This window comes from Actinosynnema sp. NPDC050436 (assembly GCF_040655415.1).
Lineage (GTDB): Bacteria > Actinomycetota > Actinomycetes > Mycobacteriales > Pseudonocardiaceae > Actinosynnema.
The window spans coordinates 142,346-156,330 of sequence record NZ_JBFAJV010000012.1 but is presented as its reverse complement, the minus strand read 5'-3'; the positions used below and the strand labels follow the sequence as shown (position 1 = coordinate 156,330).

The window sequence follows — 13,985 nt, the reverse complement described above, 5'->3', positions numbered from 1 at the left end:
CACCTTTCCTTCAACCTTCCGGAGTCCTCTTCCCCGTGGCGTGCGACCTGGGATGATGTCACGCGGCTAGGGACCGCGACCATCTCGGAGGTCGACCTTCGCTATAAGTACTTCGGGGTCGACGTCGAGATGGTCGTGAACGACGTGGAAATCGTCTCGAAGAGAAGGTCCGTGACGCTCGTGGATCTGGCGCTATCACTTCGTGGAGCGGTCGATCGGATCTCTCGCGGAGAGGATGCAGCATTCGACTTCACGGAAGAATTCCGGGGAAGTCTGGGTGGCGCGAGGAGAGTTCCTGGAGAACGTCTCGAAGTTCCTGCTGGCGGTGCATACGCGACTGGTCGAGGAGGTCCCAGGGTTGGGCGAGAACCCGGTCGTCCGCAGAATGACCTAGGGCCGACCTGGACTTGGACGGGGAGCGGGTTGCCTGTTGCGGGTGCCGGGAGCAAACCTCGAATGGAGGCCGCAGGACATAGGGGTTGGCGACAGGGGAAGGGTGGAGCGACGCAACCCGTCAGTCACGCGTCCCGGCTGGTCGGTCCACACTGGATCGACAGGTGGAACGCCTCCGACAGGCCGTTGTCAGATCTCGAAGATGCCCGGCGCGAGGCTGCGGGCGAGGCAGAACTCGTTGCCCTCCGGGTCCGCCAGCACGACCCAGGAGCGGCCGTCGCCCTGGCCGACGTCCGTCTTGGTCGCGCCCAGATCGAGCAGCCGTGCCAGTTCCGCGTCCTGGTCGCCGTCGATGGGTGTGATCTCGAAGTGCAGCCGGTTCTTGCCCGTCTTGGCGTCGTCCACGCGGACGAACGTCAGGCTCGGCACGGTCGGCCGGTCGCGCAATTCGGCGAGGCGCTCCTCGTCGGGCTGCTCCGGGTCCGGGCCGATCTCCACGGCGTCGCCGCGCTCCCCGTAAACGACGTAGCCCAATACGCCGCACCAGAACTCGGCAAGCGAGCGCGGGTCGCGGGCGTCGACGGTGATCCACTCCAGACGACTGGTCATTCGGGTCCTTCCGGCGGTCACGGTTGGTAGTACTGCGGGCACAGCATTCCACTACACGCGCGGCGTTCCACCTCATTTAAGGCGTCATGCAAGCGGGTCGCAGCACGGAACAAGAGGTTCAACGGCCGTAGCGACTGCGGAGCCGTGATGTCCTCCATCGACTCCAGAACGCCAGTGCTGAGGCCGAACCGGGCGGCGGACTCGACCACGGACTCGTCGAGCGCACTCGGCGCTACCTGGTCGCCTCTACCGACCACCGCGTGGCCTGGATCGCCGACCACGGCGAGCTGCACGTACCGGCCTGAGGCATGTCCGGATCCTCAGTAGAGCTGGCCTACCTGTGACAAACCGGTCCGGAGTCGAGCACCTCGCCCGTCTCCTCGCGTGATGACCGGGTCGCCCCTGCAGTTCCGCCCGGAGCCGATCAGTCGAGGAAGGCGGGCAGGAGGCGGCTCAGGTGCTGCCGCCCGTCGGGGGTGACAACGAGGTCGCGAGGCCCGGAGCCCCGCCGGACCCAGTCACGGGCGAGAAGTGCGTGCAGTATCTGTTGACCGAGACTCCCACCCACGTGGGGAAGGCGCTGGGCGCGGTCGAGGCACGCCAGGGCGAACCGTCGGCGTCCCGGGTCGATCGCGGTCGGGTCGACACCGAGGTCGTGGTACGCCGACAGGTCGTCGCCCAGTGCCAGGTCGGGTCCGGAGCCGTCGGGCGGTTGCAGTGCGCCCCGGTCGACGAGCATGGCGAAGATCCGCACGCCGAGTCGTCCGGCCGCGTGGTCGTAGCACGTGCGGGCGACCGCCCCGTTTGGTTCGGCGCGGTCGGGCGGGAGCAGGGCGTTGCTGCCGGCGTAGCGCGCGAGGGCGGTGAGGACGTCCACGACGTCGGAAGCGCCGATGCGGTAGAGGGCGTGCCGGCCGACGTGCTCGACGGTCACCAGCCCGGCGGCTCGCAGTCGGGCCAGGTGGTTGCCCAACCGGGGAGCCGGAACGCGCAGCATGTCGGCCAGCTGCACCATCGTGTGCGGCCCCTCGGTGGCCAGGATCTGCAGCGTGGTCAGCCGGACGGGATCCGAGAGTTCCCGCGCCAGTCCGGTGATCGCGCTCTGCACGATCTCGCCTCGGTCGCCCGGCCCGCTCATGATCAGCCCTCCACCGCGAGCCTATCACCGATCACGAAGTCCTGAATGGTTGTTGCGCTCCGTCGACCGCGGCATCTACCGTTCAGGAGCTGCTGAAGGGTGGATGAATGGATGAGGCGACGGCGGGGCTCCGGGTCATGCTGTGGGGCCGTGGAGTCTCCGCGCTCGGAGACGGCCTGTGGTTCACGATCTGGGCCCTCTACCTCACCCGGGTCGTGGAGTTGGCTCCGATCACCGTCGGGGTGGGGATGGCCGTGGCCGGTGCCGTGGGCATGGTCGCCGCAGTGCCGCTCGGAGCGCTCTCGGACCGGATGGACGCACGGCTGGTGCTGGCCACGCTCACGCTGGTACGCGCCGGAGCGATGGTCGGCTACCTCGCGGTGGACAACACGTGGTCGTTCCTGGCCGTGACGGTGCCCTTCACCGCCTTGGCCACGGGCGGAACAGCGGTGCGGACCGCGCTGGTCGCCGGACTGGTCACCGAGCCGGATCAGCGGGTGCGCGTGCTGGCCTGGCAACGGGTGGCGCAGCACGCCGGGTACGCCGCCGGCGCGGCAGTGGGCGCGCTGGTGCTCACTGCGGACACCCGGTGGGCGTACGCACTCGCCATCGTCGGCAACGCGGTGAGCTTCCTCGTGCTGGCGGCAACGACGCTGCTGGTCCCCGCGCCCGCCACCACGACACGATCGCAGCGACAGTCCACGATCAGGACGGTTCTGGCCGACCGGCCCTACCTGTGCATCACCGGGGTCACGGCGGTGCTCTCGCTGTGCTGGGCCATGCTGTCGACCGGGCTGCCCCTGTGGCTGTCCGGCTGGACGCACCTACCGCTGGGGCTGGGCGGGATCGTGGTCGTGATCAGCTCGGTGGGCATCGCCTTGCTCCAGGTGCCGTTCTCCCGGTTCGCACGCACGGCACGCCAAGCGGCGAGAACGGCCGTGGTCTCCGGCGTCGTGCTCGCCGCGAGCTGCCTGCTGTTGGCCACGACGTCCGGCGGTGCGGGGGCGGGAGCCGTCGTAGTGGTGATCATCGTTGCCGTGCTGCACCTGCTCGGCGAACTGGGCTACGTCGCGGCGCGGTGGGGCTTGTCGGTGCACCTCATGGACGACGGGGCCAAAGGCGCCTACCAGGGCGCAAGCGAAGCGACCACGGCGGTCGTGCAGATGGTGGGGCCGGCAGTGTTCACCCTGGCGATCGCCGGCCTGGGCCCCGTGGGATGGCTGCTGGTGGCGGCACTGTTCCTGACCGCTGTCGTCCCCGTCCCAGCGCTGACCCGATGGGCCGATCGAACCCGAGAGCGCTCACCCGCCACTCATTGATCGATCTCGATCGGGGGCGGTCTCCGGGGCGAATACCGTCGCGTGATGCCGTGCCACTCGGCCGCCCACGCGCAGACCGGCCCGGTATTGCTCGCCGCAGGCGATGACCACTCCGGCTTCCGTGGGAGCGACCCGCTCACGAGTTGATGGTGGGTGCCGACGCGTTGACCGGTCTGGGCGTGGTCCGCTGTGCCTGGGTGGGCGGTCGAGGACGATCTCGACGGCGGCGAATGGTTCAGCTGTGGCGACCGGACGAACCCAGACGGCAGCGAGTTCTCCTTCTGTGCTTACCGGCCGCACCCAGGCACGGTGATCGTCGCCGTCGCGTGAAGGCGCAGTACTGCGCGGAGTTCGCCGAGTGCCCGGAGCGGGCATTCGGAACCTCCGAAGACGCGCCGCCGATCCCGCTGCGATGGGCGGTTGCAACGCGTGGATCACCTGATCGGGACTGGCCGTGCAGCTCCTGCACCTGGAGGATCAGGTTCATGGTGAGAGGCGGCCGACTGACCGTCGGGGTGGAGGAGGAGTACCTGGTCGTCGACCCTGTGAGCCGGGCAGTGCGCCCGGACGGTCCCCGTATCGCGGAGCGCGCCGCCGACGTGTTGGGTGGACGGGTCGGTTCCGAGTTCACCCGGTTCCAGGTCGAGACGAGGACCGATCCGCACGATCGCGTCGGCGAACTCGGCGAACAGATCGACGAGCTGCGGACGACCGTGGCGCACGCGGCAGCGGAACAGGGGTTGCGGGTGGTGTCCTCCGGCTCCCCGGTACTGGGTGAGGTGACGCCGCCGCCGGTCACCGACGGGTCGCGCTACACCGCGAGTTCGGACCACTTCCGGGCGTTGGACGACGAGCAGTCCGTGTGCGCCTGCCACGTGCACGTGGGACTGGCCGACCGGGCGCAGGCGCTGCGGGTGAGCAACCACCTGCGACCGTGGCTGCCGGCGCTGGTCGCGCTCGCGGCGAACTCGCCCTACTGGGCCGGCCGTGACACCGGCTACGCGAGCTGGCGCGCGATGACGTGGGCACGCTGGCCGGCCGCCGGAGCGCCGCCGTACTTCCGCTCTCCCGGGCACTACGACGACCTCGTGGGCCGGCTGCGCGAGACCGGGGCGATCATGGACTCCGGTGGCGTCTACTGGGACGTGCGGCCCTCCCACCACGTGCCGACGCTGGAGGTCCGCGTCGCCGACGCCGCGACCACAACAGAGGAAGCGCAGCTCTGCACCGCGCTCGTGCGTGCCCTGACCGACACCGCGTTGGATGCCATCGCCGCCGGCGAACCCGACCCGACTCCCGGGCAGGAGGTACTGCGCGCGGCCTGCTGGCGTGCCGCTCGCGACGGCCTCACCGGCCACGTCACCGACCCGCGCACCGAGCGCCTCGTCCCCGTCCAATCCCTGGTGGCAGACCTCGTCTCCCACACACGGACGGCCGCCGAACGATACGACGACCACCACTTCATCGAGCAGGCATGGCAGCGGCTGCGCGAACACGGCGGGGGAGCGGACCGCCAACGCTCCGTCCACCGCCGTCATCGCCGGCTCGCCGACGTGGTCGACCACCTCACCATCACGACCCAGACCCGTTTCAAAGCGACGCAGGGAAGCCGGTACTCGGCCTGAACGCCCTCGGCACGGCGGTTGTCCGGTCGTTCTCGCCGACCCGGCTCCGCATCGGTCCGTCAGGAGATCGCCGTCTGATCCGCGCCTTGGCCGCGAAGAGCTTCGCAGGTCGGGATCGCGTCAGCGATCGGATCCGAGCCGATGCCCGTAACGGGTGACCGGTCATGTTTTGCCCTCTGAGGTTTCAGTCGATGCGGCTGTCGTAGGTCTCGCGGTGGGCGAGCACGTCGTCCATGTGCGTCTGGGCCCAGCTTTTGAGGCCGCGCACCGTGTCGTACAGCGACAGGCCGAGATCGGTGAGTTCGTAGGTGACCGTGACGGGCACGGTCGGTGTCACGGTGCGGGTCACCAGGCCGTCGCGTTCCAGGGCGCGCAGCGTCTGGGTGAGCATCTTCTGGCTGACCCCGGCCAGGAGGCGGGCCAGTTCCGAGTAGCGCATCGCCCGGGGCTCGCCGGCGCAGTCGGTGCCTGCCTGGTGCGGGCTGCCGTTGCCGAGCGCGGCCAGGACCAGCGTGACCCACTTGTCCGAGATCCGGTCGAGCAACCGCCGACTGGGGCACGCCGCCACGAACGCGTCGTACTGCACCTTGGCCTGCGCCCTCCGCTGGGCCGCCGTCATCGTCGCCATCGGAACCACTCCTCCCACCCCTCCGGGTGCCTTACGCACTCCGAAGTGCCTACTTCCCCACCGAGAGCTACATGCCAAGGATGGCGCAGGAAGCCATCAGGCATCAGTACCTGTTCTGACCCGAAAGGCAGCGCAGCAGCATGAGCACGCTTCCCGCTCCACTTCCCGGCGGCACCTGGACCCTGGGCGACCTGACCGTCACCCGGTTCGGCTACGGCGCCATGCAGCTCGCCGGCCCCGGGGTCATGGGGCCGCCCGCCGATCACGACGGCGCCCTCGCCGTCCTGCGCGAGGCCGTCGACCTCGGCATCACCCACATCGACACCGCCGACGCCTACGGCCCGCACCTCACCAACCGGCTGATCCGCGAGGCGCTGCACCCCTACCCCGACTCGCTGCACATCGTGACCAAGGTCGGCGCGACCCGCGACGAGCAGGGCGGCTGGCCCCCGGCCCGCAAGCCCGACGACCTGCGCCGCACCGTCCAGGAGAACCTGGACAACCTCGGCCTCCGGACGCTGGACGTGGTCAACCTCCGCCTCGGCGACGCCCAGGGCCCCGTGACCGGCTCGCTCGCCGAGGCGTTCGAGACACTCGTCGACCTCCGGCGGCAGGGCCTGATCCGGCACCTCGGCGTGAGCAACGCGACGCCGGAACAGGTCGCCGAGGCACGGTCGATCGCACCGATCGTGTGCGTGCAGAACAGGTACAACCTCGCCCACCGCCACGACGACGAACTCATCGACGAACTCGCCGAGCAGGGCATCGCCTACGTGCCCTTCTTCCCGCTCGGCGGCTTCACCCCGCTACAGTCCTCTGCCCTCACGGCCGTGGCCACCAGGCTGGACGCGACACCGATGGCCGTCGCCCTGGCCTGGCTGCTGCACCGGTCGCCGAACATCCTGCCGATCCCCGGCACCTCCTCGGTGACACACCTGCGCGAGAACGTCACAGGCGCGGGAATCCCACTCTCCGACGAGGACCTCGCCGAACTCGACAAGATCGGCCGCTGATTTCACGTCATCATGACGATGCGGATCGTTCAGCCATGGTGAAGGACAGGCGCAGCTCTCCCCAGAAGTCACACAGCGTCACAACCCCACGATCACTGGAACCTGGGCCCGCCTCGTTGTCGAGGTCCCACGCCGCCGTCTGCGCGAGTTCTTGCTTCCGCTGAACTCACGGTTGCCGGCGAACGCACCTGGTTCCGCTCATCGTCGCGTTCCGGCCGCCCGTGGTGTCGCGCGGTCACGGGTTCGGCGTGGGTGTGCTACACCCGGCTCGCGGTGAGCAGCAGCGGGGAGGCGACGCCCTGTCGGGCGCTCAGATCGGCCAGGAGGCCGGCGAGCCATCCGATGGTCTCCGGTGACCACTCGGCGAGGGTGCCGTGCAACGTGACCGAATGTCGGGGTGGGCCGTTCCAGAAGCTGTCTTCGAACGGAGGCTTGATGTCGGCCTGGTCGGTCGTGTGCGACTCGCACGCGAACACGACCTGGTCCAGCTCGGCCAGCCAGGACGCGATCGACAGCACGGCGGGGGACCGACCGCCGGCCAGCGTCACGCGGACCGAGGTGCGTGCAGTCGGGTCGCTGTCGGCGAACCAGGCCGTGGTGAGCAGCGTCGGCGACCGGAGGATCTCCGGTCGCGACGTCGTGTCGAGGCACTGGACAGGCAGAAGAACCTGGACCGCGTCCAATGCCAGGCTGCCCAGCCGCGCTACCGCGTCACCGGCGCATCGCAGGAACGGTTGCACCGGCAACGGCCGATCACCCGGCACCGATTCGGCCTCCACCTGAAACCACGCGCCGAGCGAAGCGTCGGCCAACGGGTGCTCCTGGCCGGCGTCGTTCATCCCCCACAGCCCCGCCGGGCCGTCGTCGCGCAGCCACCCCATCGCGATCGACCGCTCGTAGAACACCAGGTACGCGTCACGGTCGGTGTCTGGAGAGCGCCACGGGTGCGGCGTGAACTCGCCGTAGAAGGCCGCGAACATGGTGCCCGCGAACCTGCGAGCACCATGTGCCAGGCCAGGGACGACTTCCTCGCTGTTGCCCGTCACGTCACCTCTTGCCCAGTCACGATCGCGTCAGCTCACCGGTCGGGCCCGGTGACCCGGCACGCCACGTCAGCCTGGCGGTTGCGCACCTCTCCGCTGTCGATCTCCCAGTTTACGTCGACGTCCACGTGATTGCGCCAAGACGGCGACCTGTTCGACATGCGGTACTGGGAGCTGGAGCAGATCAAGTTCCGGCTCTCCGGCGCGCGCCTGCCGAGTTCGCCGGCGAAGGCTGGTCACCGGGGCGGCACCGGACCGAGCGGGTGATCTGATCTCCGTACTGGCACGGGAATCACCGCGCACGTCGTCGGCCAGTCGAGGACCGCCCACTCCATCCGCCCTCCGCTGCCGAGCTGGTCCAGCCGTTGCGCTCGATTGATTCCAGGTCCAGCCGCCCTCGGTGACGGACCGACCGATCTGGCGACGCCTGACGTGACGGGGTTCGAGCCCGCGCCCTCCAGGCTCGAACCCGGGGTTCTGCCTGCTGGGCGACGCGTCGTCGCTGCGGTGGGTGCCTAGTGGGCGGTCGGGGCGGGCCGGGTTTCGTGATTGCGGGCGGCTGTGGCGCAGGCGGTGGCCACCAGCCAGAGCACCGGGCCTGAGATGCCGCCCACCAGGTCCACGTGGCCTGGCAGCACCAGCACCAGGAGAAACGCCACGTCGACCACGCCCAGGACCGCGGTGTTGAGCCAGTAGCCCAGGCGATTGTTCGTCCGGGTCATCGTCAGCGCTACGAAAACCGCCTGTGCGCCCAGCAGAGCCGCGCAGAGGAAGAACATCAGGCTCTCCGCAGTCAGTTCGGTCGTGGGCGGGCCTTCGGCGAGCGTGCTGATCACCATCGACAAGCCCAGGCCCACGTGCAGCAGGCCCCACAGTACGTACAAGGCGGCTGCGGTCGTCGCCCAGCGGCGTGTGGTCTTCATGGTTCGGCCCCCGTGATTTCCCCCGAAATCGCCGGACCGGGTATGGCCCGGGTATTGGCAATGTAGGGCGGGGGAGGGGTTCGGGCATCAGGGTGATCACCCAGGGTTGCCCGGAGATGCGCCCGCCCGGCACGCTCGGGAAGTCTTGCGGGAGGCGGCGCGGACGCGCTGCGCTGGAAGTGCCTTCGATGCCGGCCTCCGGAACGCTGTCCACGCGGATCAACCCGCACCGGCTGGTGCTCGCCGACATGATCGCCGTCTGCCGCACCGTCGTCCTGTTCAGCGCGAACCTGAGAGGACGTCGAGTTCGTCCCGAGGTGGATTCGACAACGGACCGGGCGACAACCGGCCTCCGACGTCCTCCCAGCGCTGTTCCCCTGCCCCCGCGGTTGCGCAATCATGAGGACCGTGGCGACGACAGGATGGTTCCTGGCCCTCCGGGTGTTGCGGATCGTGCTCCTGACAGTGGTGTTGCCCCCGTTGATCGTCGGCGTGGCGGTCGGTTCGGTGTTGCTGTACTTCCTGGGCGGGTTGGGCTGGTGGAGTTGGACCTCCCTGGTCTGGGCGGCTTGATCGTCCTGGCAGGTGCTGGGCTCGCCATCAAGGAACTGAGATCGATGAGCGACGAACGCCACGACGTCGACGTGGTCCTGTTGGGCGTCGTCGTGTTGGTGTTCATGGCCCTGGCCCCGGCCTCCGCGACCAGGGCGCGGTTGACGCTCGACAACGCCGTCGCGGTGGAGTGCACAGTGCTGGCCCTGAGCCCGTTCATCGCGCCGGCAGGGGACCCTCCCACACCGTCGACCCAACACGACCTGGAGTGCGCGGGCGGGTACCCGACAACCTATTTCAAGCCGTCTCCGCAGGCCGAAGTGGGCGGGCGGTTCACACTGCTGGTCGATCCCACCAGAGCGTTTCGCCCGACGACAGCGAGCCACCTGGAAGACGAATGGTGGTGGGGGCGGCTGATGACCGCCGTCGCAGCAAGTTTGTACATGATGTGGAGCGGGTGGCTCGGAGCCCGCCGGCTGATCACCACCTCGTCACGCCCTCCCGATTCCCCGACGCCTGCTTGAGTCTCGACGCCGTGGAATCGGCCTGTCGGTCACGACGCACTCGACTGCCCGCGCCGGTCGCCGCCCGCACGCGGTGGGACGCCGCTGAAGTCTGCCGCCCGTCGATAGCGGTGTGCACCACCTCGGATGCGCCGCCGGCACCGCTGAACCGTCCAGGCCACCGACCTCAAGGCAGGGCACCGATCGAAGTAGGTCCAGGCTGAGCATGGCTTGGTGGACTCGGCTCGTCTTCCCATGCGGACCAGCGGTACTTGTCGTGGTCGTAGTCGCGGTTGGCGTAGAGTTGTGACCCAGCCTCGCGGCCGGCGCTGCGGAGCGGATCACTCGACCGTCGCGGACACCGATCACCTGATCGGTTGCTCCACCCGTCGACTAGCGGATTACCGCATTCTGCGTTGACATCATCCCGGAAAACCGCGTCTGGCTCGATTCACTGCTTTCCGGCTACGCTCGCGTCGGCTTGTCCGAGCAGCGACGACATTGCGGTCGATGGTCCGCCCCTGTCCGTTCCCGAGTCGTCGACCTATCTTTCGGGATGTCACCGTGGCATTGATCAGTCCGAAAATTGTCGGCCCGCTGTCGGTGCTCAGCACGTCGATACGCGTGTTGGGTCAGATCTCCGGCGTGACCGTGTCCGTCTACTCGGCGAAACCGAACAAGCACCTCGTTGCCGAAGGCGTGGCGACCGGGAGCGACCAGCGTTTCCCGCTCCTGCCGGGCGCGGTGCTCACGGCGCAGGACCAGTTGTTCGCCGTGCAGGAGTCGGGCGCGGAGTCCAGTGCCGAACCCGCCGGGGACCTGCTCGTGGGTGTCCAGCCCGCGCCCACCGCCGTCGCGGAGATCGGGCACGTCGACTTCAAGACCCACCTCTACGAGTGCGGCCGGTACATCTGGCTCACGGGCGCGGTTCCCGGCGCTACCGTCGAGGTGCTCATCGGTGGTCAGGTGCAGGTTAGCGGGCTGTCCTTGGAAGTCGGCGCGAGGCTCGTGCTGCCTGCCGGGTTGCAGAAGGGCGTGCAGGTCACCGCGCGCCAGGTCGTGCCCAACGTGGGCAGCGGACCCGCCACCAAGCAGGCACCGAAGCCGCTGCCGCTGGCCGCCGGCGCGCCGCTGCCACCACCGGTCATGCACCCGCCCGTGCGGGGATGCGACGTCTCGTTGCACGTCACGGACGCTTTCGACGGCGCGCTGGTGACGTTGAAACGCGGCTCGGGCGCGACGGAGTCCGTGGGGTTCGACACGAGCGGCGGGTACTGGTGCGTCCAGACGCCGTTCGTGGCGGGCGAGGTGCTGACGATCCGCCAGGAGGTCGCGAAGGACTGCCAGCGGCAGGGCCTTTGGTCGGAGCCGCTCGAAGTGGGCCCTGCGGCACCGGTCGAGCCGCCGCTCGTGCTCAGCCCCCTGTGCGTCGGCGCGACCGTCGTGACCGTGGTGAACCTGCGCCCGGGCGCCCTCGTCCGGATCTTGGCGAACGGGCAGGCGTTCACCGGGCAGGCTCCGCCCGATGAGACGACGTTCGACTTCACGGTGGCCCCGCTGACGGGCGGATCGGTCAGCGCGACCCAGGAGGTCTGCGGTGTGGAAAGCCCGCCGTCGCCGGGCGTGAAAGTGCACCCGCACGACGAGGAGGTGGCTCCCGCCGCAGTCGTCGGCCCGTTGTTCTCCTGCGCGAAATCGGTTTCGGTGGACCACGTGCACCCCGGCGCGACGCTCCAGGTGCGCGCGAAGAACGCGAACTACGACAAACCGATCAGTGACCTGGTGACGCTCTACTCCGCTCAGGCGACGATATCGGTCACACCGCATCTCAAGGCCGACGACGAGGTCTACGTCGTGCAGTGGGCCTGCTCCGACAAAGGCGTGAAATCGGCGGCCGAGACGGTGAAAGCCCATCCCCCGCTGGTCGCGCCGGCCCTGGCCGCACCGATCTTCGACGGTGACCCGTCCGTGCGGGTCGACGGCGTCATCCCCGGCGCGCTGGTCGAACTCCACGTCGACAAGGGGTTCGGCTTCGAGGTCGTGGGCTCCCTGGTCGCGAACAACCTCGGCCCGGTGGAGATCCACCAGGACGTGGTGTTGGCGCCCGGCGACGTCGTGGTGGCCGAGCAGTTCCTCTGCGGCACGTCGGTCAAGTCCGCTTCGGTGCGGGTGACCCCCGCGTTCGGGCGGCGGCCGTTCTACATCCTCGGCCACAACACGAACACCATCGCGGAGGTGAAGACGGCCCTCGCACAGGGCGCGAACGCGCTGGAACCTGACGTGAACGTCTTCTCCGACGACGAGGGCAAGCTCTGCATCAGCCACGGCGAGGGTGACTCCTCCGCGCCGGTCCTCGTGGACTTCCTCAAGGACCTGCACACCATCGCCGTGCAGAACCCGCAGTTGGCGCTGGTCGTGTTCGACTGCAAGTCGACCGCCGCGACACCGGACTTCGGGCTGGAGCTGCTCGACGCCATCCGCGCGAACCTCACGTTCGACCTCCCGCTGAACGTGATCATCTCCGTGGCCTCCTTCGACGACGTGAGCATGTTCGACAAGATCCACGGCCTGGTCGACGGGCGGGAGGGGCTCATGATCGACGAGGAGAACGACGCCGTCGCGGTCCGGGACCACTTCGCCGCGCACGGGGTGGTGAACCGCTGCTACGGCAACGGCAACCACTTCTTCAACCCGGTCACCAGCCCCAACCTGAGGCCGTCGGTGGAGCACGCGTGCGCCCTGCGGGCAGGCGAAGACGCGTTCAAGTTCGTCTACATCTGGCCGATCAACAGCGACGACTACATGAAGGAGGTCATCCGGATCGGGCTCGACGGGATCATCACCGACAACGTGGGGTCGCTGAAGGCGATCATCGGGAACGCGGAGTTCTCGGGCGTGGTCCGCCTGGCCACCCGCGCGGACAACCTCTTCAAGCAGCCGAACGCGGCGTACGGGCTCTCCATCCACACCGCCGACGTGGGCGACGCCGGTACCGACGCCCACCTCACGTTCACGCTCACCGGGACCAACGGCACGCGATCGAAGACGATCGACTCCGAACTCAACGGCCGGATGGAGCAGGGCGACTGGAACCACGTCACGATACCGAGCCCCGACCTCGGCGACCTCCTCTCGATCACCGTGGAACGCGACGACGTGGGCAACGGCCCGGACTGGTTCCTCGACCGCATCATCGTGCGCAGTGCCCGCTACAAGGTGGCCAAGGAGGCCGTGTTCGACGTCTGGATCGACTCCCCGGCGAAGTTCACCAAGCCGCTCGTGTGACGCGAACGGCCTGCCGGAACCGGACGCATCCCAACTGGACCGGACCCGGTCAACAGCAGGAAGTCCGGCACGTGTCTGCGCCGTGCGCCCAAACCCTCCAGGAGGGGAAGACGCCCACCGTCAGTCCCGCGCTGAGTCGACGCCGCGAACCACCCCCGCTCGCGCGGGGGAAGACCGGATCATCAAATCGACACGCATGTGTTTGCCCGGACCACCCCCGCTCGCGCGGGGAAGACACCGTCACCAGGTGGGCCGCGTCCGCGTGCTCCGGACCACCCCGCTCGCGCGGGGAAGACGCGTCCCGCCAGCACGTCACCTCCGACTGGCCGGGACCACCCCCGCTTGCGCGGGGAGGACTGGAACCACTCGCCGGGCACGGTACGCACCACCGGACCACCCCGCTTGCGCGGGGAAGACTCGGTCTTCTGCGACGCCTCGTGGTCGCGCCGCGGACCACCCCCGCTTGCGCGGGGAAGACCACGAGCTGACCGGGGTGGCCGGTGGCGTGCGGGGATTACCCCCGCTTGCGCGGGGAAGACGTGGCGTTGCGGCGGATCAACGGGCCGCAGTGGGGATTACCCCCGCTTGCGCGGGGAAGACCGTTGAGCGAACTTCGTAGTCAACTCCACTTGGGGATTACCCCCGCTTGCGCGGGGAAGACACTCTTTGACCAGTGAGTTTACAACGAGGTGAGCCGGTTTTCATTCGGTGCGTTCCGGTTCCGGAATCCGCTATCCCGGCAGTAGAGTCCGGGCGTGACTTCCGGAACCACCGCTGACGGCACACGTCGTCTCCTCCGCGCGACTTGCGGAGACGACCGGCTCGGCGAGGGCGGGGTCGAGCAGGAACAGGAACTCGCCGACGAGGCCGGCACCGCCCAGGTCGACATATCGCTTGCAGGATCCGGACCAGCATGGACCTCCTAGCCGTCGGTGCCGGCGCGGCCCGGCCTGG

The 13,985-nt window shown here is 68.9% G+C and carries 12 protein-coding genes; 7 read left to right on the top strand and 5 right to left on the bottom strand.

The window, feature by feature from the left end:
* Window positions 1–582: 582 nt before the first annotated feature.
* On the bottom strand, window positions 583–1,002 hold the full coding sequence (locus tag AB0I60_RS26950) for a VOC family protein (RefSeq protein ID WP_360734225.1): 420 nt from the start codon (window positions 1,000–1,002) through the stop codon (window positions 583–585).
* Between the two features lie 424 nt (window positions 1,003–1,426).
* Window positions 1,427–2,140 carry a helix-turn-helix transcriptional regulator gene (locus tag AB0I60_RS26945; RefSeq protein ID WP_360734222.1) on the bottom strand — a complete coding sequence of 238 codons (714 nt, stop codon included), beginning with the start codon at window positions 2,138–2,140 and terminating at the stop codon, window positions 1,427–1,429.
* 107 nt (window positions 2,141–2,247) lie between these two features.
* Between AB0I60_RS26945 and AB0I60_RS26940 the strand changes: the two genes are divergently transcribed.
* Window positions 2,248–3,459, top strand: coding sequence for an MFS transporter (locus AB0I60_RS26940; RefSeq protein ID WP_360734219.1), 1,212 nt, complete (start codon window positions 2,248–2,250; stop codon window positions 3,457–3,459).
* A gap of 485 nt (window positions 3,460–3,944) precedes the next feature.
* A complete protein-coding gene (locus AB0I60_RS26935) occupies window positions 3,945–5,084 on the top strand; it encodes a glutamate--cysteine ligase (protein WP_360734216.1) in 1,140 nt (379 codons plus the stop codon).
* A 184-nt stretch (window positions 5,085–5,268) separates the two neighbouring features.
* Here AB0I60_RS26935 and AB0I60_RS26930 read toward each other — a convergent pair whose 3' ends face one another.
* Window positions 5,269–5,712, bottom strand: a complete 444-nt coding sequence (locus AB0I60_RS26930; RefSeq protein ID WP_360734213.1) for a helix-turn-helix domain-containing protein — start codon at window positions 5,710–5,712, stop codon at window positions 5,269–5,271.
* 140 nt (window positions 5,713–5,852) lie between these two features.
* Between AB0I60_RS26930 and AB0I60_RS26925 the strand changes: the two genes are divergently transcribed.
* Window positions 5,853–6,725, top strand: coding sequence for an aldo/keto reductase family oxidoreductase (locus AB0I60_RS26925; protein ID WP_360734210.1), 873 nt, complete (start codon window positions 5,853–5,855; stop codon window positions 6,723–6,725).
* Window positions 6,726–6,982: 257 nt separating this feature from the next.
* Here AB0I60_RS26925 and AB0I60_RS26920 read toward each other — a convergent pair whose 3' ends face one another.
* Window positions 6,983–7,771 (bottom strand): hypothetical protein, encoded by a 789-nt coding sequence (locus AB0I60_RS26920; RefSeq protein WP_360734208.1) that lies wholly within the window; start codon window positions 7,769–7,771, stop codon window positions 6,983–6,985.
* A gap of 129 nt (window positions 7,772–7,900) precedes the next feature.
* Between AB0I60_RS26920 and AB0I60_RS26915 the strand changes: the two genes are divergently transcribed.
* Window positions 7,901–8,035, top strand: coding sequence for a hypothetical protein (locus tag AB0I60_RS26915; protein ID WP_360734205.1), 135 nt, complete (start codon window positions 7,901–7,903; stop codon window positions 8,033–8,035).
* 248 nt (window positions 8,036–8,283) lie between these two features.
* Here the strand turns inward: AB0I60_RS26915 and AB0I60_RS26910 are convergent, their stop codons facing one another.
* Entirely contained in the window at window positions 8,284–8,691 is a 408-nt protein-coding gene (locus tag AB0I60_RS26910; RefSeq protein WP_360734202.1) for a hypothetical protein, read from the bottom strand.
* A 408-nt stretch (window positions 8,692–9,099) separates the two neighbouring features.
* Here AB0I60_RS26910 and AB0I60_RS26905 point away from each other — a divergent pair, with 408 nt between their 5' ends.
* The 3 genes from AB0I60_RS26905 (at window position 9,100) to AB0I60_RS26895 (ending at window position 13,031) form a co-directional block, all read left to right on the top strand.
* Window positions 9,100–9,264 (top strand): hypothetical protein, encoded by a 165-nt coding sequence (locus AB0I60_RS26905; RefSeq protein ID WP_360734201.1) that lies wholly within the window; start codon window positions 9,100–9,102, stop codon window positions 9,262–9,264.
* The gene (locus AB0I60_RS26900; RefSeq protein ID WP_360734198.1) at window positions 9,231–9,767 is read left to right on the top strand and encodes a hypothetical protein; all 537 of its coding nucleotides are present in this window, start codon (window positions 9,231–9,233) and stop codon (window positions 9,765–9,767) included. Before AB0I60_RS26905 ends, AB0I60_RS26900 begins: the two co-directional genes overlap by 34 nt.
* 489 nt (window positions 9,768–10,256) lie before the next feature.
* On the top strand, window positions 10,257–13,031 hold the full coding sequence (locus AB0I60_RS26895; protein ID WP_360734195.1) for a PLAT/LH2 domain-containing protein: 2,775 nt from the start codon (window positions 10,257–10,259) through the stop codon (window positions 13,029–13,031).
* The last annotated feature ends 954 nt before the right edge of the window (window positions 13,032–13,985 follow it).

Coding starts and splice junctions, on each gene's coding strand:
- AB0I60_RS26950 (WP_360734225.1), bottom strand. CDS start 1,002: ATGACCAGTCGTCTGGAGTGGATCACCGTCGACGCCCGCGACCCGCGC.
- AB0I60_RS26945 (WP_360734222.1), bottom strand. CDS start 2,140: ATGAGCGGGCCGGGCGACCGAGGCGAGATCGTGCAGAGCGCGATCACC.
- AB0I60_RS26940 (WP_360734219.1), top strand. CDS start 2,248: ATGGATGAGGCGACGGCGGGGCTCCGGGTCATGCTGTGGGGCCGTGGA.
- AB0I60_RS26935 (WP_360734216.1), top strand. CDS start 3,945: ATGGTGAGAGGCGGCCGACTGACCGTCGGGGTGGAGGAGGAGTACCTG.
- AB0I60_RS26930 (WP_360734213.1), bottom strand. CDS start 5,712: ATGGCGACGATGACGGCGGCCCAGCGGAGGGCGCAGGCCAAGGTGCAG.
- AB0I60_RS26925 (WP_360734210.1), top strand. CDS start 5,853: ATGAGCACGCTTCCCGCTCCACTTCCCGGCGGCACCTGGACCCTGGGC.
- AB0I60_RS26910 (WP_360734202.1), bottom strand. CDS start 8,691: ATGAAGACCACACGCCGCTGGGCGACGACCGCAGCCGCCTTGTACGTA.
- AB0I60_RS26895 (WP_360734195.1), top strand. CDS start 10,257: ATGGTCCGCCCCTGTCCGTTCCCGAGTCGTCGACCTATCTTTCGGGAT.